The 25,508-nt window shown below is 42.8% G+C and carries 21 protein-coding genes and 1 tRNA gene; 15 read left to right on the top strand and 7 right to left on the bottom strand.

The window, feature by feature from the left end; all coding sequences use genetic code 11:
* Positions 1-101: 101 nt before the first annotated feature.
* The 4 genes from obgE to AC57BQ_RS18030 all read right to left on the bottom strand — a co-directional run bounded on the left by obgE (position 102) and on the right by AC57BQ_RS18030 (position 2,550).
* Complete coding sequence (obgE, locus tag AC57BQ_RS18015) at positions 102-1,106, bottom strand: GTPase ObgE (RefSeq protein ID WP_496407595.1); 1,005 nt, start codon at positions 1,104-1,106, stop codon at positions 102-104.
* 122 nt (positions 1,107-1,228) lie between these two features.
* On the bottom strand, positions 1,229-1,801 hold the full coding sequence (locus AC57BQ_RS18020; RefSeq protein WP_090473257.1) for an adenylate kinase: 573 nt from the start codon (positions 1,799-1,801) through the stop codon (positions 1,229-1,231).
* 52 nt (positions 1,802-1,853) lie between these two features.
* Positions 1,854-1,930 (bottom strand) — tRNA-Arg (locus tag AC57BQ_RS18025).
* A gap of 158 nt (positions 1,931-2,088) precedes the next feature.
* Positions 2,089-2,550: a redoxin domain-containing protein gene (locus AC57BQ_RS18030; protein WP_090473258.1), complete on the bottom strand. Its 462-nt coding sequence runs from the start codon at positions 2,548-2,550 to the stop codon at positions 2,089-2,091.
* 89 nt (positions 2,551-2,639) lie between these two features.
* Between AC57BQ_RS18030 and bla the strand changes: the two genes are divergently transcribed.
* Positions 2,640-3,362 (top strand): subclass B1 metallo-beta-lactamase, encoded by a 723-nt coding sequence (gene bla / locus AC57BQ_RS18035; protein WP_496407596.1) that lies wholly within the window; start codon positions 2,640-2,642, stop codon positions 3,360-3,362.
* A 94-nt stretch (positions 3,363-3,456) separates the two neighbouring features.
* Positions 3,457-5,850 carry an ABC transporter permease gene (locus tag AC57BQ_RS18040; RefSeq protein WP_496407597.1) on the top strand — a complete coding sequence of 798 codons (2,394 nt, stop codon included), beginning with the start codon at positions 3,457-3,459 and terminating at the stop codon, positions 5,848-5,850.
* A 60-nt stretch (positions 5,851-5,910) separates the two neighbouring features.
* Here AC57BQ_RS18040 and AC57BQ_RS18045 read toward each other — a convergent pair whose 3' ends face one another.
* Together AC57BQ_RS18045 and AC57BQ_RS18050 are read right to left on the bottom strand one after the other, a co-directional pair.
* Positions 5,911-7,092, bottom strand: coding sequence for a TlpA family protein disulfide reductase (locus AC57BQ_RS18045; RefSeq protein WP_496407598.1), 1,182 nt, complete (start codon positions 7,090-7,092; stop codon positions 5,911-5,913).
* A 163-nt stretch (positions 7,093-7,255) separates the two neighbouring features.
* The gene (locus tag AC57BQ_RS18050) at positions 7,256-8,335 is read right to left on the bottom strand and encodes a serine hydrolase domain-containing protein (RefSeq protein WP_496407599.1); all 1,080 of its coding nucleotides are present in this window, start codon (positions 8,333-8,335) and stop codon (positions 7,256-7,258) included.
* A 278-nt stretch (positions 8,336-8,613) separates the two neighbouring features.
* Here AC57BQ_RS18050 and AC57BQ_RS18055 point away from each other — a divergent pair, with 278 nt between their 5' ends.
* Positions 8,614-9,192, top strand: coding sequence for a Crp/Fnr family transcriptional regulator (locus AC57BQ_RS18055; protein ID WP_496407600.1), 579 nt, complete (start codon positions 8,614-8,616; stop codon positions 9,190-9,192).
* Positions 9,193-9,405: 213 nt separating this feature from the next.
* Positions 9,406-10,302, top strand: coding sequence for an SDR family oxidoreductase (locus AC57BQ_RS18060; protein ID WP_496407601.1), 897 nt, complete (start codon positions 9,406-9,408; stop codon positions 10,300-10,302).
* Positions 10,303-10,454: 152 nt separating this feature from the next.
* On the opposite strand, the gene AC57BQ_RS18065 is transcribed toward AC57BQ_RS18060, so the two are convergent.
* Entirely contained in the window at positions 10,455-12,149 is a 1,695-nt protein-coding gene (locus AC57BQ_RS18065) for an IPT/TIG domain-containing protein (protein WP_496407602.1), read from the bottom strand.
* Positions 12,150-12,707: 558 nt separating this feature from the next.
* Here AC57BQ_RS18065 and AC57BQ_RS18070 point away from each other — a divergent pair.
* The 11 genes from AC57BQ_RS18070 to leuB all read left to right on the top strand — a co-directional run bounded on the left by AC57BQ_RS18070 (position 12,708) and on the right by leuB (position 25,483).
* Complete coding sequence (locus AC57BQ_RS18070; protein WP_496407603.1) at positions 12,708-13,694, top strand: NAD(P)H-quinone oxidoreductase; 987 nt, start codon at positions 12,708-12,710, stop codon at positions 13,692-13,694.
* Between the two features lie 160 nt (positions 13,695-13,854).
* Positions 13,855-15,360 carry a F0F1 ATP synthase subunit beta gene (atpD, locus tag AC57BQ_RS18075; protein WP_076374642.1) on the top strand — a complete coding sequence of 502 codons (1,506 nt, stop codon included), beginning with the start codon at positions 13,855-13,857 and terminating at the stop codon, positions 15,358-15,360.
* 82 nt (positions 15,361-15,442) lie between these two features.
* Positions 15,443-15,697: an ATP synthase F1 subunit epsilon gene (atpC, locus tag AC57BQ_RS18080; RefSeq protein ID WP_076374640.1), complete on the top strand. Its 255-nt coding sequence runs from the start codon at positions 15,443-15,445 to the stop codon at positions 15,695-15,697.
* Positions 15,698-16,475: 778 nt separating this feature from the next.
* Positions 16,476-18,188, top strand: coding sequence for a dihydroxy-acid dehydratase (gene ilvD / locus AC57BQ_RS18085; protein WP_218128494.1), 1,713 nt, complete (start codon positions 16,476-16,478; stop codon positions 18,186-18,188).
* 115 nt (positions 18,189-18,303) lie between these two features.
* Positions 18,304-20,040: a biosynthetic-type acetolactate synthase large subunit gene (ilvB, locus tag AC57BQ_RS18090; RefSeq protein WP_496407604.1), complete on the top strand. Its 1,737-nt coding sequence runs from the start codon at positions 18,304-18,306 to the stop codon at positions 20,038-20,040.
* A gap of 30 nt (positions 20,041-20,070) precedes the next feature.
* Positions 20,071-20,676: an acetolactate synthase small subunit gene (ilvN, locus tag AC57BQ_RS18095; protein WP_090473267.1), complete on the top strand. Its 606-nt coding sequence runs from the start codon at positions 20,071-20,073 to the stop codon at positions 20,674-20,676.
* A 159-nt stretch (positions 20,677-20,835) separates the two neighbouring features.
* Positions 20,836-21,894 (top strand): ketol-acid reductoisomerase, encoded by a 1,059-nt coding sequence (gene ilvC / locus AC57BQ_RS18100; RefSeq protein ID WP_496407605.1) that lies wholly within the window; start codon positions 20,836-20,838, stop codon positions 21,892-21,894.
* Between the two features lie 157 nt (positions 21,895-22,051).
* Positions 22,052-23,470 (top strand): 3-isopropylmalate dehydratase large subunit, encoded by a 1,419-nt coding sequence (gene leuC / locus AC57BQ_RS18105; RefSeq protein WP_496407606.1) that lies wholly within the window; start codon positions 22,052-22,054, stop codon positions 23,468-23,470.
* Complete coding sequence (locus AC57BQ_RS18110) at positions 23,470-23,757, top strand: antibiotic biosynthesis monooxygenase family protein (RefSeq protein WP_496407607.1); 288 nt, start codon at positions 23,470-23,472, stop codon at positions 23,755-23,757. Before leuC ends, AC57BQ_RS18110 begins: the two co-directional genes overlap by 1 nt.
* Before the next feature lie 13 nt (positions 23,758-23,770).
* On the top strand, positions 23,771-24,361 hold the full coding sequence (leuD, locus tag AC57BQ_RS18115; protein ID WP_090473271.1) for a 3-isopropylmalate dehydratase small subunit: 591 nt from the start codon (positions 23,771-23,773) through the stop codon (positions 24,359-24,361).
* A 45-nt stretch (positions 24,362-24,406) separates the two neighbouring features.
* Entirely contained in the window at positions 24,407-25,483 is a 1,077-nt protein-coding gene (gene leuB / locus AC57BQ_RS18120) for a 3-isopropylmalate dehydrogenase (protein WP_496407608.1), read from the top strand.
* The last annotated feature ends 25 nt before the right edge of the window (positions 25,484-25,508 follow it).

Below are 25,508 nucleotides of genomic sequence, written 5' to 3' on the forward strand. Positions count from 1 at the left end.
GATAAAAACATAAATAATATTAAAAAAGCGCTATTCGAGGTCTCTGACTTCGGATAGCGCTTTTTTCTTGGCTCTTGATTCTTGACTCTAATATCTTGGCTCTAAGATCCTTTATTGATCTCGGTCCAAAGAAGATCTTTCAATTCCGTCAGATTCTTTTGCGCTACGGAGGATATAAATAAGGAAGGAACACCCTCAGGGAGTTCTTTTTTCATTTCGGCCTGAAGCTCGTCGTCCAGCATATCCATTTTGGTAACTGCTAAAACGCGGGGCTTGTGCATCAGTTCGGCATTGTATTGTTCCAGCTCGTTCAGCAAAATTCCGTATTCTTCTTTAATGGTACGATTAGTATCGGCAGGCACCATAAACAATAGTACCGAGTTACGTTCAATGTGTCTCAGAAATCTGAAACCTAAACCTTTGCCTTGCGATGCCCCTTCAATAATTCCAGGGATATCGGCCATTACAAATGAGCGGTTATTCCGGTACGATACAATGCCCAGATTTGGAACCAGGGTAGTAAAGGCATAGTCGGCAATCTCGGGCTTGGCAGCAGATACCACCGAAAGCAGGGTTGATTTGCCCGCGTTCGGGAAACCCACCAAACCAACATCGGCCAATATTTTCAGCTCCAGTATATTCCAGTCTTCTTTACCATCTTCGCCGGGTTGGGCAAAGCGGGGTGTTTGCTGGGTGGGCGTTTTAAAGTGCCAGTTACCTAAACCACCACGACCACCAGGTGTTAATATTTTTGTTTCGCCATCCTGGGTTATCTCGAAGATGATCTCACCCGTTTCGGCATTTTTTACGGTTGTACCCAGTGGTACTTCCAATATTTCATCCCGCCCGGTTTTTCCGCTTCTTAAGGAGCTACCACCAGAATCACCGTCGCCGGCAATTACGTGTTTACGGTATTTGAGGTGAAGCATTGTCCAGAGCTGGGCATTGCCTTTGATGATCACATGACCACCGCGGCCACCGTCGCCACCATCCGGACCGCCTTTGGAAGTTAATATATCACGGTGTAAATGAGCAGAGCCCGCCCCTCCGTGGCCAGAGCGGCAACAGATCTTCACATAATCAACAAAATTGGAACCCTGCGACATTGTATTTTTACTTTAATTTGTCCAAAAGCCCGAAAGTCAGTAAAGTCCGGAAGGTTAAGAATTTTGAATCTCTCAACTTCCGGACTTTACTGACTTACCCGACTTGCGGACTGTCTTTTTACTTAATAATTTTCGATAACCGTATCAATTGCGCCATATATCTGGTCAATTGAACCTATACCGTTTATGCTGGTAAACTTATGCTGGTTTTTATAAAAATTAGCAACCGGCGCTGTTTTATCATTATACTCTTTAATACGTTTGCGGATAACTTCCGGGTTGGCATCATCGGCACGGCCTGAATCTTTACCGCGCAATAAAAGGCGGTGTTCCAGTTCATCGTCATTTACCTCCAGGGCTATCATGCCAGATATGGCCGACTCTTTTGATTTCAGCAGCTGGTCTAATGCTTCGGCTTGTGCCACGGTACGCGGAAAGCCATCGAATATAAACCCTTCGGCATCTTTATTGGCGTCCAGCTTATTGCTGATCATGCCTATAACTACCTCGTCCGGAACCAGCATCCCCTCATCCATCAATTTTTTCGCCTCTAAACCAAGCTTTGTTCCTTGTGCAATTTCGCCGCGTAAAAGGTCGCCTGTTGAAAGGTGTATTAAACCGTGTTTTTCAATAAGCTTTTGCGACTGAGTCCCTTTCCCTGCTCCGGGAGGGCCAAACAATACCAGATTTAGCATGCTCTATACAAATTAAAAGCCTTTCAGTACAACACAGAAAGGCTTAACGTTATGGTGCACTTGAAGGGAGTCGAACCCCTAACCTCCTGATCCGTAGTCAGGTGCTCTATCCAATTGAGCTACAAGTGCTTTTTGAAACGGAATGCAAAAATAGAATTTTTCACCGTCCGTTGCAAACTTTTTTAAAATAACTTTCTGATTTATTTTTTCCGAGTAGCCAAATAGCTGATTTGATGCTTACTAACCTGCTTTATCTTTTGAGCCGGCCGAGCTGCATCAGTTCAAAACTACTTTACTATCTCGGCTATAGCCGCAAAGTCGGGCAGTTGGCCTGCATCTTCCAGCACTTCGGCATAAATAATATTCTGCTCTTCGTCAATTACAAAGGCCGACCGTTTGGAAACACCTTTCAGGCCCAGTACAAATTCTTCATACAAAGCGCCATAAGCTGCCGATACCTCTTTGTTAAAGTCAGATAGCAGATCGAACTGGTAATTGTTCTCGGCTTTGAATTTGGCAAGGGTAAAAGGCGAATCGACGGATATACCTAATATCACAGCATTCAACCCATCATAATACCCAAAGCTATCGCGCATGGTACACAGCTGTGTGGTACAAACACCGGTAAACGCTAAAGGGAAGAAATGTACAACTACTTTTTTGCCTTTAAAATCGGCCAATGATACCGACTTGATATCGGTTGATAATAAAGAGAATTGAGGTGCCGCCTGGCCTGCTTGTAATGTCATAGTTAATGTTTTTATTACAAATAAAAAAAAATTACCGGCTTTATTAGTAATCAGCGGGTAATTAATTGCGTTTAATATAATTTTGAGTCATGAAATATCTGTTGTTCGCTTTATTCTTGCTGTCATCCGTTTTCGTTAAAGCACAAACCAGGCCTTTTCGCATCAGTACGCAGCATTTAACGGGCAATGTATATGTATATATTTCTTATGGTCTGCCCGATGATAAAACACCTTTCCCCGCCAATGGCCTGTATATGGTAACACCAGCTGGTATTGTACTGATTGATACCCCCTGGGACGAAGATCAGACCCAACAACTGATTGATACCATCAAACAACGCTACAATCAAAAGATAGTGCTTTGCATATCCACCCACTTCCACACCGACCGTACCGCGGGGCTCGAGCTGTTAAAAAAGAATGGTACCAAAACCTACACCAGCGTATTAACCAAACAGCTGGCCAAACAACACAACGATAAGCAACCCGAGTTTACCTTTACTAAAGACACCGTTTTTAATGTTGGCGGCGTAAAGGTGCAAACTTATTTCCCGGGTGAAGGTCATACCAAGGATAACATTGTAATATGGCTGCCCCAAAGCAAAGTATTGTTTGGCGGCTGCCTGATCAAAAGCATGGATACCGACGAGAAGGGCTATGTAGTCGATGGCAATATTGCCGAATGGCCTTTAAGCGTAAACCGTGTTAAAAACCGTTTCAGGGATATCAAATATCTTATTCCCGGCCACCAGGGCTGGCAGGGTGATACTTTAATGCTGAACCATACTATAGATATAGCTAAGCAGAAATAGCCCTCATCTTTGTTACCCTTTACGTGGGATTTTTAAATTAATTTGATTAACTAAATATTTAGTTATAGCTTTAGGGTATTAATCCAATGAAGCTATGATCAGGAATTATTTAAAAATAGCGGTACGCACCCTTTTAAAAAACAAAGGTTTTACATTTATCAATATCCTGGGTCTGGCGTTGGGCCTGGCTATCTGTTTGCTCATAATATTTTTTATGGTTGATGAGTTAAGCTACGACCGGTACAATACCAAATACAACAGGATATACCGGGTAAATACCGATCTGAAATATAACGGCACTATCTCATTCTTTGCAGGCAGCCCTATCCCGCTTGCAGATGCGCTGGTAAGGGAGTTTCCGGAAGTTGAAAAGGCCGTGCGGATAACCCCAGCTGTAAATATCCGTTTTAAGAAAGGAAATGAAACGGTAAGGGAAGACGGCGCAACTTTTTATTGCGAGAACGGCATTTTTGATATTTTCACATTCCCCATGCTTTCTGGTGATCCAAAAACGGCATTGACGGAGCCAAATGCCGTTGTCATTACGGAATCAATGGCTAAAAAGTATTTTAACCGCACCAATGTGGTAGGCGAAACACTTTTCCTGGTTACCGATAGCAGCAACCATAAAATAACCGGCGTAATGCGTGATATGCCGCAACAGTCGCATTTTAAAATTAATTTTTTATTGGCTTCATTTCCCGTTGGAAAAGGCGAGTGGAATAGTATTAGTCCGTTTAAAACTTATGTACTGCTTAAGCCCGGAACCGATCAGAAACACTTTGAAGCAAAACTGAATCTGGTAATGGATAAAAACCTGGTCCATGCCGATTTTGATTATAAAAAATTTAAATCAAGCAGCAATTATTTCAAGCTTAGTTTAATACCCTTAAAAGATATTCACCTGCAATCAAACAGGCAGGGAGAGCTTGGCATTAACGGTAATATACAATACATCTACATATTTTCGGCGGTGGCTATATTTATTTTATTGCTTGCCTGTATTAATTTCATGAATCTGTCAACAGCCCGCTCTGCTAATCGTGCCCGTGAGGTTGGTGTGCGCAAGGTACTGGGGTCGTCGCGCAAACACTTGATCTTCCAGTTTTTAGCCGAATCATTAATAGTAACTTTTGTGGCCGCTTTGATAGCGGTGCTAACCGCCTGGGCTTTGCTCCCGCTTTTTAATCATTTTTCAAATAAGGAATTAAGTATAACACTTCAAACCCTAAGCTGGTTATCGCCATCATTGTTCATCATTGTACTATTGGTGGGCATTCTGGCGGGCTCTTACCCGGCCTTTTTTCTTTCGGCGTTTCAACCGGTGGATGTTTTGAAAGGTAAATTAGCCGCAGGTTTTAAAGGCGGCGCGCTCCGGAGCACCCTGGTAGTTTTCCAGTTTTCCATCTCCATTTTTCTCATCATCGGCACACTGGTTATTTATAATCAACTGCATTATATTCAAAACAAGGATCTTGGCTTTAACCGCAGCCAGGTATTGACTATTAACAGTGTAAACACTCTCGATAATACTCAGCTGTTTAAACAGCAAATTAAACAGCTGCCTGGTATTGTGAATGCCACATTAACCAGCTTTTTACCTGTTGGAGGTTACCGGTCGATTGGTTTTATATCCACCGATCAAAACAACGGACAATCTACCCAACTCTGGAAAGTTGATGAGGATTATTTAAACACAATGGGTATCGAGTTGAAGCAAGGACGCGGCTTTTCAGCCCAGCTTAAAACAGATTCATCAGCCGTAGTTATCAATGAAACAGCAGCCAAAATATTAGGTTATCACGGTGATCCTGTCAACAAACCACTTTATACAGGCGTAGGGAAAGATATTAAGAAAAAATATACAGTCATTGGCGTGGTAAAAGACTTCAATTTTAGCTCGCTGCGCGATAACGTAGAGCCATTGGTAATGGTCATGCAAAATGATTGGCTGGCCCGCTTAAGTGTACGCGTAAACACGCATAACTTACCGGCAATGTTAGCGCAGATAGAGACCAAATGGAAAACAGCAGCCCCTCATGAACATTTTGAATATTCATTTATGGATGCCGATTTTGATGCCCTGTACCGAACCGAGCAGCGTATGGGAAACCTTTTTGTGGCATTTACCACATTAGCCGTCATCATTGCCTGCCTGGGCTTATTTAGTCTGGCGGCCTATGCGGCAGAGCAGCGTAATAAGGAAATTGGTATACGCAAAATATTGGGCGCCGGTGTTTCTACAATAGTAGCTATGCTCTCTAAAGATTTCATCAAACTGGTTTTCATCTCTATTATCATAGCTACCCCGCTGGCTTGGCTGATCATGAACAAATGGTTACAGGGATATGCCTACCGGCAAAACATTCAGTGGTGGATGTTGCTCTCGGCGGGTATGGGTGCGCTTGTTATTGCCTTTATCACCATCAGTTCACAATCATTTAAAGCAGCACGTAGCAACCCGGTTGACAGTTTAAGAAGCGAATAATCAGATTTATAAATTTTATAAGAGGATCGCGCAACACACAGTACCAGTGGACGATCGAGGTTATTTGTTTAACAAATCATCAATTATCGCAGTTGCCTTCTTTTCAAAATCATCACCATAACCAACATTTACATTGGCTATTTTTCCTGTTTTGTCGATATAATAAAAAGTAGGAAAACCTTTTACATGATAAGCTTTAACCACATCAGCAGCATTAATGTAGCCCGGGTATTTTAAATGGTAATTTTTTTCAAACTCCAAAATCGATTGCTTGCTATCCCGCTCCGTTAGGCTCGCTATTACAAACTTTTGATTTTTATATTTTTCATACAATTTATTCAATGGTTTTAACGAAAGCATGCAGGGAAAACAGCCAATGAAATAAAAATCCATCAATACCACCTTACCTTTCAACTGTGCTAAAGATGCTTTTTTACCTTCGGCGGTATATAATGTCCAATCGGGCGCAACACTTCCCAATGCTAATAGATCAGTTTGCTCTTTAGGTGAAGTAGGCCGCTCTTTGGGTGGGTGAAACCCCTTAGGGGCGGCCATAGAAGCTATATCAATATTATCCTGGTCAAACTGATAATCGAAGTAGCTGGTTTCGGAATAGTAAGTCGTAGCCCCGTCGGCAAAACTCATATCTCTTGACCGGGCAACTATATAATTGGGCATACCTGATACCTTGTCAATATACAAATTCACATAGCTATAGTCATGTTCTTTATTAATGACAGTATCCCGAATATTAACAATTAAATGATAGCTATCAACCGCGTTAATAGTGGTGTCATTGGTTTTTACAACTTTAGATAGTCTTTTTGCAATGCGGTCCTGCATCCATTTTAAATAACCTGGCAATGTACGCTGCATAATGTACTCCAGGTTGTCCTTTCGATAAGTACTGTCTTCAGGCATTATATGTATCAGGTCATGCCCGTTGTATAAATCAGTATTGGTAAATTGATCATTTCCTGTTTTGGTTTCCATGTTAAACAGGTATCCCAAACTTTTATCTCCGGGTGCCTTTTCCAAAATAGTATGGATTTGCGTTGTTACCGTGTCTTTGGCAAATATCTCCCTCATTCTATTGACAGACCGATAGCTAAAGTTTTTATAGCTTTCCACTTTATCAATAATTTGTTGAACGGAAACAACCTGCGCGTTCACACTTGCACTAAACAAAACCAGTGCGGTGCAGGTAAATGGTTTGATAAGTTTTTTGATAAGGTAAATCATGCTATTAATTATGTTAGAGTTATCAATCAGCTCTCTAAGATAATCCAAAAAGAAAAGCCTAACCAAACCTTAACTTTTTTTAACACCTTCGTTGGCGCATACGTATTGCGTGTACTTTCCAAACTATCTATAACTAATATACATTAGATGCGCCAGCGGAAGGCTATTTAATAATTTGCCTGGCAATGTCCGCTGCGAAATCGTCAAGGCTTACAGTGCCGGTATTGCTTAAGATAATGATAGTCGACCCATTTTCGAGTATGTGAAAGAGCATAGCTTGAGCCCCCATTATGGAACCAGGTCTTTTTACAATGGTGAACATTTTATGATTGATTTCATATTTCAGGTAAACCCAAACCCCAAAGCCATATTCACCAAGCCCCGAAGTAAACATTTTGTTCAAGGTCTCCTGCTTTAGCAATTTGCCACTAAATAACGCGTTTGAAAATTTCAGGATATCATCTGCCGTTGAATACATCGCTCCAGCGGCATACCAGTTTTCCATATAAACTGGCAGGTCATTGACCAGGGCTTTAATGTCATCCCGGTAAAAATAGGTATTTGCCAACTTGTCAATGATCTTGTTTTGTGACAAAAGACCTGAATTGGTCATTTGTAATGGTTGTAGTATTTTCTCCTGTAAATTTTGATCATAGCTTTTGCCGCTGATCTTTTCGATCATCTTTCCAAGAATAATAAAATCGGCATTGTTGTAGTCAAATTCCTTACCCGGCTCTTTAACCAATGGATCGCTGCAAAATTTAGTCAGCAATTGATCTGAGGTAAAAGGTAGCTGGTATTGCGGTATGCCATTTCTTAAAACCGAGTCCAGGGAGGCTCCGTTTTCATCAAAATTGCGCATACCGGATGTCATGTTCAATAATTGTTTTACAGTCACCCTATTTCCGCCAGCCCCTTTATATGCGGGTAAATAAGTGACAATCGGTTTTTCTAAATCAATTTTTCCCTGCTCAACTAATTGAAGTACCAGGACAGCAGTAAATGCTTTGGTAATAGAGGCGACTTTGTATTTGGTATCGGTTGTATTCGGTACTTTGAAAGACAAGTTTGCAAACCCAAAACTTTTCTTATAAATGGTCTTTGAGTTTTGTGCAATAAGAATAGTCCCGTTGAAGGTATTCTTCTTTGTAAACGCGTTAATAAATGAATCCGCTTTTGAAGATTGTGCAAAAACATTGTTGCCTAATACAAATAAAGCAAAAGCCAGGATTAGTTTTTTCATATTTTAATGGTATCCAAACAAAATGCCACACATACAAATTGCTGATTTTAAAATAGTTGTAAAAGAATGAAAGGTTTTCAGGTGTCCACTTCTGATACAACCGATGTTCGGAATTGTACCAATACATTAGTACTGAACCGTTTGCATGAGATTACAGATAAACACATAATGGGTAACAGGAGATTATTTTTAGAGGCCCCTTTTTGCAACATATCATCCAAAAGTGATTTTCTTGTAGCCTTACAACCCTCTTTTATATTTTCCTTATTTTTGATCATATGTACGCTGAATTTGAAACTTACCTCCAGGATAATATGCAGCTGTCTGATGATGAACTCAGACTGATCCACTCCTTTGCTGTTGAAAAAAGGGTACGCAGAAAACAGGTGCTACTACAGGAAGGCGAGATATGCCGCTTCAAGATATTTGTTTGCAAAGGCATATTACGCACTTACCGTACCCGGGAGGATGGCACCGAACATATTGTCCAGTTTTCGCCGGAGAATTTGTGGGTCACCGAGCCCGAAAGTTTACATAATCATACCCCTTCCCGTTATTATATCGATGCTGTAGAAGACAGCGAACTTATCTTCTGGACCAAAAGTGATTTTGACACCCTGTTTGCGCAGATCCCCCGCTTAAAATATTTCACGGAGCGGCTCATCTCCCGCAATGTCACTTTAGGCCGCGACCGGATCTTTAGCGCTATCAGCGCAACACCCGAAGAAAAATACGATGAATTTGTACAAACCTATCCCAGCGTTTTTGCACGCGTGCCCCTGCACATGATCGCTTCGTACCTGGGACTTTCGCTCAAAACCCTTAGTCGCGTGCGACATGCTCAGCTCAAACGATAGATAAATAAATATGCTCAAAGAAGGGCTGTCACCCTGAGCTCCGTCGAAGGGCAGAGCGCAGAGGCCTACCCACCATACTTCGACTGTGCTCAGTATGACATCCTCTTTAGATAAATGAAAACAGCGTCAAATGTCCTCTTTTCCCGGTGGGGCATTGGCCAATTTTGTATTGTTAAAAAACGATTCAAAATTTATTTATCTAATCAAAAAAACATGCGTGTATTTGTAACAGGCGCTACGGGCTTTGTAGGCTCGGCCATTGTTCAGGAATTAATAAGCGCGGGTCACCAGGTGCTTGGCCTAGCGCGTTCAGATGAGGGTGCGAAATCGCTTATTGCCGCCGGCGCCGAAGTGCACCGCGGCGACCTCGAAGATCTCGAAAGCTTGCGGTTAGGAGCAGCCATGGCAGATGGCGTTATCCACACCGCTTTTAACCACGATTTTACCAAATTTAAAGCCAGCTGTGAAGCGGACAGGCAGATTATCGAAGTGTTGGGTTCCGCGCTCATCGGTTCCGACCGTCCGCTGATCATCACCTCCGGTACCGGGCTACTGGCAGGGAGGCCCCTGGCTACCGAAGATATTGTACCCGACTTCAGCGCCTCTCCCATTCCCCGGGTAGCTTCGGAAGAAGCTGCTATCGCCATAGCAGCACAGGGCGTACGTACCGCAGTGGTGCGCCTGCCCCCATCGGTACATGACGATGGTGACCATGGCTTTGTTCCGGCGCTTATCCGCATTGCCCGGGATAAAGGCGCTTCGGCATATGTAGGCGAGGGACTTAACCGTTGGCCTACCGTACACCGATTGGATGCTGCCCGCTTGTACAGGCTCGCGCTGGAGCAAGGCTCCGCAGGCACACGGTATCATGGTGTTGCCGAAGAAGGTGTACTCTTCCGCGACATCGCCGGTGTGATTGGTCGCCACCTGAATGTACCGATTGTGAGCAAGACTCCCGAAGAAGCCGCCGATCATTTTGGCTGGTTCGCGCATTTCGCGGCGATGGATAACCCGGCCTCCAGCGCCCAAACCCGCGAACAGCTGGGCTGGCAACCAAAACATATCGAACTTCTTACAGATTTGGAACAGGGAACTTATTTCGCTTCCTGAAAAACGACCGCCTACAACTTTATCTAAAAACGTACCCCATAAGGTTTCTGTTTAAGAGAAGCCTTATGGGATACGTTTTGCTTGTCATTCCCTTATGTGAAAGAGAACATTCAACATGGCGCCTAACGCATGAAATGATGTTGCTGACCTGGTCAGGGTAGCGTAAGCGCTTCGTAAAGATTATTCTGAGCTTCAGAGGTGTCATAACTTAGCATATAAATCTTCCCACCCGCAATAAAAGCGAGATCCAATTCGTCACTATAAGGATCAACTTCAACGGGCTCAAATTCCCAATGATCCGAAGCCGGATCATAGCTAAAAACGTCGCGGTTGCTGTTACCTACATTCTGAACCAAATAGCCTTTTAAGGTATATATTTTATTTTTATAGGCCACAACACCCACCTGGGTACGTGGCTCAAGCGCATTTTGTATGGCTGTCCAGGTGTTGGCAGCGGGATTGTACTTATACCCTTCAAACCACCCGCCACACAGTACATAAGCTATATTATTGATCACAACAGATTGCGCTAACGACATCGGGTAACCATCCTCAAAACCTTTTCGCATATCGGCTATCCGCGCCCATGCGTTTGTTGCGGGCGTGTAAACGTACCAGTCATCTATAGATTTTCTGATATTATCAACATAGTGGGCACCTGACCCCATGTACAACTTACCACCAATTCCAAACATAGCAGGATCATTCCGTTGGGGGCCAATAAAATTGGCTTTGGCTATCCAGATACCGGATACAGGATCGCATTCATAAAAGGTGTCGGGACCATTTGAATTGTACAAATATATCTTACTTCCGTTAGTACCCACCCGATAACTGCCTTTAACAGTAGTTATTGAATTGCCGATTTTTGTCCAGGAAAAATCGGCCTGGTTAAACCGCCATAAATAAAACCCATCATCTCTGTAGCCTTTTACCTGAGCCACAACATATACCTGAGAACCAACGGTAAGTGGTGTAGCATTATATGCCGAAAACGGAATGCCCTTGCTTACCATAACCCAGTTGTCTTTAATTTTCAGATCTACCGGATAGGTCACCTCATATTCCAATACCTTTATCTTGATCGTAGTTTTACGACGCGGATATGTCTTGTACGGAACATTAAATGATATCAGCCCATTGTTCTCTATAGTCGCGCCTACCTGCTCATTGTCGAGATACAAGAAAAAAGGCCCGCCGGGATGAAAATATTTCCCAGTGATAACCACTTTATCCCCAATAAACGCTTCCGGGGTGATGCTGCTGATCACAGGTTTTAAAACTTCGAAAGTGGAACCCGCCAAAACCGTTTGCAATTGCGATGTGACACTGATTGTTGTATGTATGCTTTTAATATCGTCGGGGACTAACACTTTAAGCGATTGCTTTGATAATCCAACAACCTTTGCTTCGGTATCACCAAACTTAACATGAAGCTTGAAACTAGAAAAATGATCGCCTTTTATAATAACCGTATCACCAATGGCCTGTGTTGGGGTAAAAGAAATGATCAGCGGTGCATTCAGGGTTATATAATTTTTCAGCTCAATGGTCTGATCTTTATATTTGATATATACGGAGGTAGTGAGTTGATCGTCAAAAGAAACCGGTACAATGCATCGTATCTCGCTTCCGTTGTTTGATAGCACGTTCGCTTGATTTTCTCCAAAAAACACACCCGCATCCAGTGGTATGTTTTTACCGGTAAGTGTTATTTCATCACCCCAGTCTACTTTTATAGTACCTTGTACAGGCGTTATCTTGGGTTCATTACTGCCAGCGTTGTCTTTTTTGCAGGCTACGGTAAACATAAGGATCGCGAAGATCCATATTCGGCTTTTATGCATTGAGAGGTTCAGGTATACCAAAAAAATGAGTTATTAAATTTTTTGTAAATATATAGAGTTGGCCTAGTATATCAACAACTGACAAAATATCCGTAGCGGATATGATACTGATCTGGCCGCCCTTTTTATCACTTTATAAACATCATTTGCAATTATTCAAAGCGGCCTGCAACAACTTGGCCTATAGTTAAGAAACGAATATATATATATGAGTATCATCAGGGGAATTTTATCCTTCCCTAAAATTCAGTATATTTGTATATACGGCAGCCCGTTTCTCTTCAACAAAAAGAGAAACGGGCTGTTTAGTTAAAGGGTAAAAGAGCCCCAAAACCGACCAATTCCAACACAGTTATTTGACAATCAATTATTTAATACTTTTTAAAGTTTTTAAAACACGTTAAAACCGCGTTAAAATTTGTTAAAAAGTGTTAAAATCGAGGTCTTTCGAACGTTTTTGGGGCGTTTTTACGCTGTTTTTGAGCAGAAAAGTGTTAAAATTTAAGGTTTAAAAAGTTTTGAGAGCCGAAATCACTAAATCAATAATTCACTAATTAAATGAAGGCAGTTGTTATCACCCAGCCCGGCGCCCCTTCCGTTTTGCAGGTCGCCGAAAAACCCAAACCCACCTATGCCCCGAACGAGGTACTGGTAAAAGTGATGGCTGCTGGCGTTAACCGTCCGGATGTAAAACAGCGCGAGGGTAAATATCCTCCGCCGGCTGGTGTGGTGCAGGATATTCCCGGTCTGGAAATAGCGGGCACCATAGTTGAAACCGGCGCGGCCGTTACCCAATGGGAAATTGGCGACAAAATTTGCGCCCTGGTAGCCGGTGGCGGTTATGCCGAATACTGTAGCGCCCCCGAAGGGCAATGTTTGCCTGTTCCGCAGGGCTTTTCCTTTATAGAAGCGGCATCGCTGCCCGAAACCTTTTTTACCGTTTGGAGCAATGTATTTGACCGGGCTAACCTCAAAGGCAATGAAGCTTTGCTGGTACACGGTGGTTCGAGCGGTATTGGAGTTACGGCTATACAAATGGCCAGAGCGCTGGGTCACCCGGTTTATGTTACCGCCGGCTCTGATGAAAAATGCCGTTTTTGCGAACAATTGGGTGCTACCAAAGCTATCAACTACAAAACCGAAAGCTTTACCGACATCATCAAACAACTAACCAACGACAAAGGAGTTGATGTGATACTGGACATGATAGGTGGTGATTATACGCCGGGCAATATCCAGTCGCTGGCAGTGGAGGGCCGCCTGGTGATGATTAACACCATGAAAGGTAAGGACGTACAAGTTGACCTTGGACAGGTAATGATGAAAAGACTGGTGATCACCGGTTCCACCTTGCGTGCCCGTGATGTGGCCTTTAAAGCCGCCATTGCACAAAAGCTGCAAAAAAACATCTGGCCGCTACTGGCATCAGGACAAATAAAACCGGTTATTTATCAAATTTTCAAAGCAGAGGAGGCCGCGCAGGCCCATGAGCTGATGGAAAGCAGCGCTCACACAGGAAAAATTGTGCTGAGTTTTGCGCATTAAAAAGGCCAAAACGGGTGTGCAGAAAATATATGCAAAAATGTTGACATTGCTATTTAAATATTTGGATAGAAATCTTAACTTTGCGCCTCTGAAATAGCATCTTATATTTTAACAGTAACAACTATTTCGCAGAAAAATTCTTTAAAACACCAGGTTATATATGCCAAACATTGGAAAAATATCACGGATCATCGGTCCGGTAGTTGACGTAAGTTTCGCTGATGATGCTCATCTTCCCAAGATTTATGATGCGTTAGAGATCACGAAAGATAATGGCCAAAAAGTAATTTTAGAAGTTCAACAGCATTTGGGTGAAGATCGCGTACGTGCGATCGCGATGGATTCGACAGACGGATTGCTACGTGGCATGAAAGTGTTGGATACCGAAGCCGCTATCAAAATGCCGGTTGGCGAAAACATTAAAGGTCGCGTGTTCAACGTAGTTGGTGATGCTATTGACGGTATCGCAAACTTAGATAAATCTAATGGCCGCCCTATTCACAATGTACCTCCACGTTTCGAAGATCTATCTACCGAAACTGAAGTATTGTTCACAGGTATCAAAGTTATTGACCTGCTAGAGCCTTATGCTAAAGGTGGTAAAATTGGATTGTTTGGTGGTGCCGGTGTAGGTAAAACCGTATTAATTCAGGAATTGATCAACAATATTGCCAAGGCTTATTCTGGTTTATCAGTATTTGCCGGTGTAGGTGAGCGTACCCGTGAAGGTAATGACCTTTTACGTGAGATGCTTGAATCAGGCATTATCAAATATGGCGATGGCTTTATGCACTCGATGGAAGAAGGCGGTTGGGACTTATCTAAAGTTGATACCGAAGCTTTAAAAGAGTCAAAAGCAACATTCGTTTTCGGACAAATGAACGAGCCTCCAGGTGCACGTGCACGTGTGGCTTTATCAGGCTTAACCATTGCCGAGTATTTCCGTGATGGTGAAGAAGATGGCAAAGGTCGTGATATCCTGTTCTTTATCGATAACATTTTCCGCTTTACACAAGCAGGTTCTGAAGTATCGGCGCTGTTAGGCCGTATGCCATCAGCGGTAGGTTACCAGCCAACACTGGCAACCGAAATGGGTACCATGCAAGAGCGTATCACCTCAACCAAAAGAGGTTCAATTACCTCAGTACAGGCAGTTTACGTACCTGCGGATGACTTGACCGACCCTGCGCCGGCTACAACCTTCGCTCACTTAGATGCTACTACTGTACTTTCACGTAAAATTGCCGAGTTAGGTATCTACCCTGCTGTGGATCCATTGGATTCTACATCACGTATCCTTAGCCCTGCTGTTTTAGGCGATGAGCATTACAATACTGCTCAACGCGTTAAAGAAACTTTACAACGTTACAAAGAATTACAAGATATCATCGCGATCCTGGGTATGGACGAGTTATCTGAAGAAGATAAACTGGTTGTATCACGTGCGCGTCGTGTTCAGCGTTTCCTGTCACAACCATTCCACGTAGCCGAGCAATTTACCGGCTTAAAAGGTGTGTTGGTTGATATCAAAGAAACTATCAAAGGTTTCAACATGATCATGGACGGCGAAGTTGATGAATACCCGGAAGCGGCTTTCAACTTAGTAGGCAGCATCGAAGACGCCATTGAAAAAGGCAAAAAACTATTAGCAGAAGCTAATAACTAATAGAATCAAGACATAAGAATCAAGAACCAAGAGAAAAGAAAAGTCTTAACTCTTGATTCTTGACTCTTGAATCTCAACAGAAATGACATTAGAAATTCTTACTCCCGATAAAAAAGTGTACGAGGGCGAAGCCACATCGGTAACCGTTCCAGGTACTTTGGGATTATTTGAAATATTAAACCACCACGCGCCCATCATTTCTACTTTACAGGATGGTAAGCTAACTGTGCGTGGAGGTAGCGCTGCTAAAGAAGAAGTTTTTTTTATTAAAGGCGGCGTAGTTGAAGTATTAAACAATAAGGTCATTATTCTTGCTGAAGGCATTCAGCACAAATAACCCTTATACCTACATTTATAAAAAAACGTCCGGGTATAACACCCGGACGTTTTTTTTTTGACATTTTTTTCGACAGGGGATTTAACAAATTACACCAACCACAAATTGGCGCATCGTTTTGAGTTGGGGAGTAACTCAATTAACAAAAAGTCGGTTTACATGGTTTACACTTTTTATGGTTTACACCTATTTAATTAACTGATAATCAATAAATTGATTTTATTTTACTATAAAAAAACGGTTTACAGTGTAAACCATGATCTTAGGATAATACTACTGGCTAAACATTAATTCATAGGCGACAACACATAAACGGGCACTGAACAAACTGAACCCTTTTTTTATCGGCCCATATTTAAAAGTTGTTTAAATTAAGGGGAGTAAATTTTCAGGCAAATTATATAAAGATAAAGCAACATCATTAAGCAGTAATTACACTATGCAAAGCAATCCGATTTTTACAACTTCTGCATCAGCTTTAGCCATTTCAGGAAGAAAATCGACAACTTACTATGCATGCATAAAAAATGTACCGAATACCGTTTTGAACTTTGGTATATTTTATAACATACATTATTGCTATATTTCTATTTTAAACAGAATTAAATTTCATATTTATAATAAAAACAGCATAAAATACTTTTTTCAAAAAAAAATTCGTAGCTATTGCTATTCTTTATTGCTATATCTACCTTACAAATACAGATTCGCACTGTGCGAATAAAACAGGATCAACAGGCAGAATTATTTACAAATTAGTCTATCATACCAAATAAAAATGAGTTCATCATCAGATACTACAGCGGCTATAGAATTGAATAAGTACAGCAAAACCTTTACGCAGGACGAAACACAACCTGCTGCCAAGGCCATGTTATACGGCATAGGTTTAACCGACGACGACATGGAGAAAGCACAGGTTGGGGTAGCCAGCATGGGTTATGATGGTAACACTTGCAATATGCACCTGAATGACCTGGCCAAGCTGGTTAAACAAGGTATCTGGGATGAAGATATGGTAGGCCTGATTTTCCATACCATTGGCGTAAGTGACGGCATGAGCAACGGTACCGAAGGAATGCGCTATTCATTAATGAGCCGCGATATCATTGCCGATTCTATTGAAGCCGTTACCGGCGCACAGTATTATGATGGCTTAATTACCCTGCCGGGCTGCGATAAAAACATGCCAGGCTCTATCATGGCTATGGGCCGTTTAAACCGTCCATCAATCATGGTGTATGGTGGTACTATTAAACCTGGTCACTGGAAAGGTGAAGACCTGAACATTGTATCAGCATTTGAGGCTTTGGGCAAAAAGATTGCCGGCCAGATTGATGATGTTGATTTTATGGGCGTAATTAAAAATGCTTGTCCAAGCGCAGGTGCTTGTGGTGGTATCTATACTGCTAATACTATGGCGGCCGCTATTGAGGCATTAGGTATGAGCTTGCCATACTCGTCATCAAACCCGGCATTAAGCGAAGATAAAAAAGCAGAGTGCCTTGCCGCCGGTAAAGCGATCAAGATATTGCTCGAAAAAGATATTAAACCATCAGACATCATGACCCGCGAGGCATTTGAAAATGCCATGGTAGTGATCATGGTATTGGGTGGCTCAACCAATGCGGTGTTGCACCTTATAGCAATGGCCAAAAGCGTTGATGTTAAAGTAACTCAGGATGATTTCCAGACGGTAAGTAACCGCATTCCGGTACTGGCCGATATGAAGCCAAGCGGTAAATACATGATGGAAGATCTGCACAAGGTTGGCGGTGTACCTGCAGTAATGAAATATTGCCTGAGCCAGGGATGGTTGAATGGAGATTGCCTTACTGTTACCGGTAAAACCATTGCTGAGAATTTAGCAGATGTTCCGGAGATCAATTTCGAAACACAAACTATAATCCGCCCGGCCGAAAAACCAATTAAAGCGACCGGTCACTTACAGATATTGTACGGAAACCTTGCCGAAGGTGGCAGCGTTGCCAAGATCACCGGTAAAGAAGGCACCAGCTTTGAAGGCCCGGCCCGTGTATTTGATGGCGAATTTGAATTAATCCATGGCATACAAAGCGGACGTGTTAAGGCTGGAGATGTAGTAGTTATTCGTAACGTAGGTCCTAAGGGCGCCCCAGGCATGCCGGAAATGCTGAAACCAACCTCCGCCATATTTGGCGCCGGACTAGGTAGTTCGGTAGCATTAATTACTGATGGGCGTTTTTCAGGCGGAACACACGGCTTTGTGGTTGGTCACATTACACCAGAAGCTTATGATGGCGGCGGTATCGCTTTTGTAAAAGACGAAGACCGGATATTTATTGATGCGGTTAACCGTACCATCAATGTGATCATCAGCGACGAAGAGTTTGCCGCCCGCAAAGCAGCCTGGAAACAACCTGCTTTAAAGGTAAGCAAAGGTTTATTATACCGCTACGCCAAAACAGTAAGCACTGCAGCCGAAGGTTGCGTAACTGACGAAATGCCGTAAAGTTATACGTATAACGTTTTACGTTGTACGCAATTAAAATCGAATAAATAAAAACGTATCACGTAAAACGTACTACGTAAAACAACAATAAACATACAACATAATACCCAACACTATGGAAGTTGCACAGGAAACACTAACTACACCCGCACCAACAACAGCGGTAGAAGTTTCAGGATCAGTAGCATTATTGGAGGCATTAATTGTTGAAGGTGTTGATACCATCTTTGGCTATCCAGGTGGCGCTATCATGCCCATCTACGATGCTCTATTTGATTATAATGATAAACTGAATCACATCCTGGTCCGTCACGAACAGGGTGGTATTCATGCAGGGCAGGGTTATGCCCGTACTTCAGGTAAAGTGGGTGTTGTATTTGCAACCAGCGGTCCGGGTGCAACCAACCTGGTAACTGGTTTAGCCGATGCGCAGATAGATAGCACACCCGTGGTATGTATCACCGGGCAGGTATTCGCACATTTGTTAGGTACCGATGCCTTTCAGGAAACCGACGTGATTAACATCACTACCCCGGTAACCAAATGGAATTACCAGGTAACTGATGCTAACGAGATCCCTGAGGTTATCGCCAAGGCTTTCTATATAGCCAAAAGCGGCCGTCCCGGACCGGTACTCATCGACATTACCAAAAACGCCCAGATACAAAAATTCAATTTTCAGGGTTATACCAAATGTAACCATATCCGTAGCTACAGGCCAAAACCTATTGTACGTACGCAATACGTACAGGAAGCTGCCGAACTGATCAATCAGGCTAAAAAGCCATTTATCGTTTGGGGTCAGGGCGTAATCCTGGGCAGTGCCGAACAGGAATTTAAAGCCTTTGTTGAAAAAAGCGGTATCCCTGCAGCATGGACTGTTTTAGGCGCGGGCGCCATCCCTACCGAACATCCGTTGAATGTAGGTATGCTGGGCATGCATGGTAATTATGGCCCTAACGTATTAACTAACGAATGTGATGTACTGATTGCTATCGGTATGCGCTTTGACGATCGTGTAACCGGGCGTTTAGATAAATATGCTAAACAAGCCAAGGTGGTGCACCTGGATATTGATCCGGCTGAGATCGACAAAAACGTAAAATCAACCGTACCGGTATGGGGCGACTGTAAAGAGACCCTGCCTATGCTGACCAAGCTGATTGAAGAAAAGAAACATACCGAATGGCTCAATACTTTTAACGAATACACCCGAAAAGAAATTGAAGCAGTAATTCATGACGAATTGAACCCAACTACCCCGGAAATGACCATGGGTGAGGTGATCAAACAATTGAATGAAATTACAAAAGGCGAGGCTATTATCGTAACCGACGTAGGTCAGCACCAGATGGTGGCCTGCCGTTATGCACGATTCAATAAAACACGCAGCAACGTTACCAGCGGTGGTTTAGGTACTATGGGCTTTGCCCTGCCTGCTGCTATCGGTGCCAAATTTGGCGCTCAGGACCGTACCGTTGTAGCTATTATCGGCGATGGTGGTTTCCAGATGACCTTGCAAGAATTAGGTACTATTATGCAAACTGGCATCGATGTAAAGATCATCATCCTGAACAACCGTTTCCTGGGAATGGTTAGGCAATGGCAGGAGTTATTTAATGAGCGCCGTTATTCATTTGTAGATATCCAAAGTCCTGATTTTGTTGCTGTTGCTGCTGCATACAGAATTGCCGGTAAAATGATCGATGATCGTAAAGATTTGCCTGCTGCATTAAATGAAATGCTGAGCACGAAAGGATCATTCCTTTTAGAAGTAATGGTAACTAAAGAGAACAACGTGTTCCCGATGGTACCGCAAGGATGCAGCGTGGCCGAGATCAGGTTGAAATAATTACAGCCTATAACCTTAAAAATAGCAATCATGAGTAATCAAGATACAGAGAAACAAGAATTTAACATCACGGTATACACCGAAAATCAGATAGGCTTGCTAACACGCATAGCCATCATATTTTCGCGCCGCAAGATCAATATCGAAAGTTTGAACACATCTCCATCTGAGATAGATAAAATTCACCGCTTTAACATTGTGATCACCGAATCTGAAGAAGTGGTACACAAGCTTGTTCGCCAGATAGAAAAACAGGTGGAGGTATTGAAAGCCTATTATCATACCAACGCCGATGTAATTTGGCAGGAATTAGCGTTATATAAAGTATCAACTGATGTAATTGCCGAGAAAGTGAGCGTTGAGCGTTTATTGCGTGAGAACGGCGCACGTGTAGTTGTACTGCGTAAAGATTATACGGTATTTGAAACCACTGGTCACCGTGAGGAAACTGACAATTTGATCAGTATATTGCAGCCCTTTGGCTTAATTGAATTTGTACGTAGCGCCCGGGTTGCTATCATTAAAGACAGTGATGGCTTCAACCGTAAACTACGCGAATTTGAAAGACTGGAACCAGGCGAAGAGGTGATAGAAAACGAATACCTTAACCAGGGTGAAAAAGTATTTACTATGTAAGCTGAAAGCCGAAAGGTTAAAGCTGAAAGCTAACAACTAAAATGACTGATTTTCGTATAAAATCGGTGAAATCAGAACAAATAAACTTAAAATAGAATAACCGGTGAAATCACCTACAATCGGTGAGGTCATCAAAATCATTAAAATAAAAACAAAACAATGGCAAAATTAAATTTCGGCGGTACTGAAGAAAACGTAGTAACCCGCGAAGAGTTTCCTTTATCAAAAGCGCAGGACGTATTAAAAGACGAAGTTGTAGCAGTAATTGGCTATGGCGTTCAAGGTCCTGGTCAGGCATTAAACCAAAAAGACAATGGCATCAATGTAATTGTTGGTCAGCGTAAAGGCACTAAAACATGGGATAAAGCAGTAAGCGATGGCTTTGTACCCGGCGAAACACTTTTTGAAATTGAAGAAGCTCTGGAAAGAGGAACTGTAATTTGCTATTTATTAAGTGATGCAGCTCAGATCGCACTTTGGCCAACCGTTAAAAAACACTTAACTCCTGGTAAAGCATTATACTTTTCTCATGGTTTTGGCATTACTTTTAACGAGCAAACAGGCATCATCCCTCCTGCTGATGTTGACGTATTTTTGGTTGCTCCTAAAGGATCAGGTACTTCATTACGCCGCATGTTTTTACAAGGCCGTGGCTTAAACTCAAGCTACGCTATTTTCCAGGATGCTACCGGTAAAGCATTTGAGCGTGTAATTTCATTAGGTATTGCTGTAGGTAGCGGTTACTTATTTGAAACCAACTTCAAAAAAGAAGTATACAGCGATTTAACCGGCGAGCGTGGTACGCTGATGGGTTGTATCCAGGGTATCTTTGCTGCTCAGTACGATGTATTGCGCGCCAATGGTCACTCTCCATCTGAAGCCTTTAACGAAACTGTTGAAGAGTTAACTCAATCATTAATGCCATTAGTTGCAGAAAACGGTATGGATTGGATGTATGCCAATTGCTCAACTACAGCACAACGTGGCGCTTTGGATTGGTGGAAAAAATTCCGTGATGCTACTAAACCAGTATTTGAAGAATTGTACAAAAGCGTTGCAACAGGCAAAGAGTCACAACGTTCAATCGACTTAAACAGCCAGCCTGATTACCGTGAAAAATTGGATGCAGAATTAAAAGAATTACGCGAAAGCGAAATATGGCAAGCAGGTAAAACTGTACGCAGCTTACGCCCTGAAAACCAGGTTGTAGAAGCGTAAAGCAGTACCAAGTAGTTAGTATCAAGTATCAAGACTTTTTGATTTGCTGCTGATACTAACTACTTGATCTTATAATGATATACCTGTACTATGTGTCAAGATACACTCGCGCAAATTACTTGATACTTGATACTAACTACTTGATACTTTAAAAAACATGGGACAAACATTATTTGATAAAATTTGGGATGCGCACGTCGTCAGTAGCAACGAGGGTTTTCCTGATATTTTATACATCGATACACATTTCATACACGAAGTAACCAGTCCGCAGGCATTTGATGGCTTGCGTACCAGAGGCTTACCGGTTTTCAGGCCAAAACAAACTGTGGCCACTGCCGATCATAACGTTCCTACAATTGATCAGCACCTCCCCATTAAAGAAGAACTTTCCCGCTACCAGGTTGATATGCTCACCAAAAACTGCAAAGAGTTTGGTATTGAGCTGTACGGCCTGGGTCACCCTTTCCAGGGTATCGTACACGTGATAGGACCCGAGCTGGGCATTACACGTCCGGGTGGCACTTATGTTTGCGGCGATAGTCATACATCAACACATGGCGCCTTTGGTGCCATAGCGTTCGGTATAGGCACCTCACAGGTGGAGCAGGTAATGGCAACACAATGTTTGCTGCAGTCGCGCCCAAAAAGAATGAAGATTGAGGTGAACGGCAAATTGCACAAAGGTGTTGGCGCTAAAGACATTATCCTGTACATCATTGCGCAGATCTCTGCCGCAGGCGGTACAGGTTATGCTGTAGAATATGCCGGCGATACCATCCGCTCATTAAGCATGGAAGGTCGTATGACCATCTGCAACATGAGCATCGAAATGGGTGCACGTTGCGGACTAATTGCTCCCGACGAAACAACTATTGAATATGTAAAAGGCCGCGAATTTGCCCCTAAAGGCGAAGAGTGGGATAAAGCAGTAGCTTACTGGAAAACTTTGTACTCTGATGCTGATGCATCTTTTGATGAAGTATTATCCTTTAAAGCCGAAGACATTGAGCCAATGATCACCTACGGAACAAACCCCGGTATGGGCATTGGCGTTACACAACACGTTCCTGAAACTGCTTCGTTTGAAGCCAAAGAGCAGGGATCATACAAAAAAGCCCTGGAATACATGGGTCTGCATGACGATGAGCAGTTATTGGGCAAACCAATTGACTATGTGTTCATCGGCAGTTGTACCAACTCGCGCATTGAAGATCTGCGCCAGGTAGCTGAGTTTGTGAAAGGCAAACACAAGGCAGATAATGTTACCGTATGGGTAGTTCCCGGATCAAAACAGGTACAGGAACAAGCCATCCGTGAAGGATTGGATAAAATATTTGACGCGGCTGGTTTCCCACTTCGCGAACCGGGATGCAGCGCATGCCTGGGCATGAACGAGGATAAAATACCGGCAGGCAAATATTGCGTATCTACCTCCAACCGTAATTTCGAAGGGAGACAGGGGCCAAATTCCCGCACCTTCCTGGCTAGCCCGCTAACCGCAGCTGCATCGGCTATTACCGGTGTGGTAACCGATATTCGGGAATTTTTGAAAGAAGAAGAACTGATAGGCTAATGATATTGGAAGTAGCCATACTCAATGTGGTCCCAGGACAGGAAAATGATTTTATAAAAGCATTTTCAAAGGCACAGGATATCATTTCAAAGATGGCAGGCTACATTACTCATCAATTAAAACGATGTGTAGAAAATGCAAGCCAATTCATTTTATTGGTGGAGTGGGAAAAACTCACCGACCATACCGAGGGCTTCAGACAATCAAAGGAATACCAGGAATGGAAGGCTTTATTACATCATTTTTATGATCCCTTCCCTACTGTTGAACATTACGAAACAATATAATTGCTAAATTACTATGGCAACCAAAATATTTAAACATATACAAACCAGTGTTGTGCCTCTGCCTATCGAGAATATCGATACGGATCAGATCATCCCCGCCAGGTTTTTGAAAGCTACAACCCGCGAAGGATTTGGCAACAACCTGTTCCGCGACTGGCGTTTTGATGGCGACGATAACCCTAAACCGGATTTTGTACTGAACAATCCAAACTTCAGTGGTAAAATACTGGTTGCAGGCAAAAACTTTGGTTGCGGCAGTAGTCGCGAGCATGCTGCCTGGGCCATTGCCGATTACGGCTTTGATGCCGTGGTAAGCAGCTTTTTTGCCGATATATTTAAAGGCAACGCCTTAAACAATGGTCTGCTCCCGGTACAAGTAAGCGACGATTTTTTAAAGAAGATCTTCGAGGCCGTTTATGCCGATGAGCATGCTGTAGTGGAGATTGATCTGGTTGATCAGTTCATTAAAATTGTAGCCACAGGCGAACAGGAAACATTTGAGGTTAATCCTTACAAAAAAGCCTGTATGACCAACGGCTATGATGATATTGACTACATCCTGAGCAAGAAGGAACTGATAAAGGAGTTTGAAGAATCTAAATAATTAACGCAATCAAAAAAATCCCCCTTTAGGGGGTTAGGGGGCTAAATGGCACTTAAAAAACATATATTAGTAATACCCGGTGATGGCATCGGTACTGAAGTAACAACCTGGGGTAAGGCCGTATTGGAAGCAATTGGTCAAAAATTTGGTCATGAATTTACCTTCGACGAAGCCCTGATGGGTCACGCAGGTATCGAAGCAACCGGTAATCCGCTACCCGACGAAACTTTAGCAAAAGCAAAAGCCAGCGACGCCATTTTATTTGGAGCCATTGGTCATATCAAATATGATAATGACCCTTCGGCCAAAGTACGTCCCGAACAAGGTTTATTAAAAATACGTAAGGAACTTGGGTTGTATGCCAATCTGCGTCCTATCATGCTATTTGATGAACTGCTGGATGCATCGAGCCTTAAACCTGAAATACTGAAAGGGACAGATATCCTTTTCTTCCGCGAATTGACAGGCGATGTTTACTTCGGTGAAAAGAAACGCAGTGAAGACCGTAATACCGCGTCGGATTTGATGATCTACTCACGTTACGAGGTAGAACGTATTGCCATCAAAGCATATGAAGCAGCCCGCGTTCGTGGCAAAAGATTATGCTCTGTGGATAAGGCAAACGTACTGGAGGCATCACGCCTGTGGCGCGAGGTTGTTCAGGAGATAGCCAAGCAATACCCTGACGTGGAAACCGAGCACATGTTCATTGATAATGCAGCCATGCAGCTGGTTAAAAATCCTAAAAAGTTTGATGTGGTATTAACCGCCAATCTTTTTGGTGATATTTTAACCGATGAGGCATCGCAAATAGCGGGTTCGATGGGTATGCTGGCATCAGCATCTATTGGTGATGGAACGGGTTTCTTTGAACCTATCCACGGTTCGGCGCATGATATTGCCGGGCAGGATAAAGCCAATCCACTGGCTTCTATATTATCAGTAGCCTTAATGCTCGAAATCAGCTTCGGATTAAAAGAAGAAGCAAAACTGATCACAACAGCCATTGATAAAACATTGAAACAAGGTTACCGCACCGGCGATATCGCTGATGCCAATACCGACAAAAGCAAAATTTTAGGCACCAAGGCCATGGGCCAAAAAGTGTTGGAATACTTGTAATAAGCTAAAAGCGTAAAGCAGAAGG

It is taken from the genome of Mucilaginibacter sp. BGA-UO-ETr-C110, from assembly GCF_059567985.1.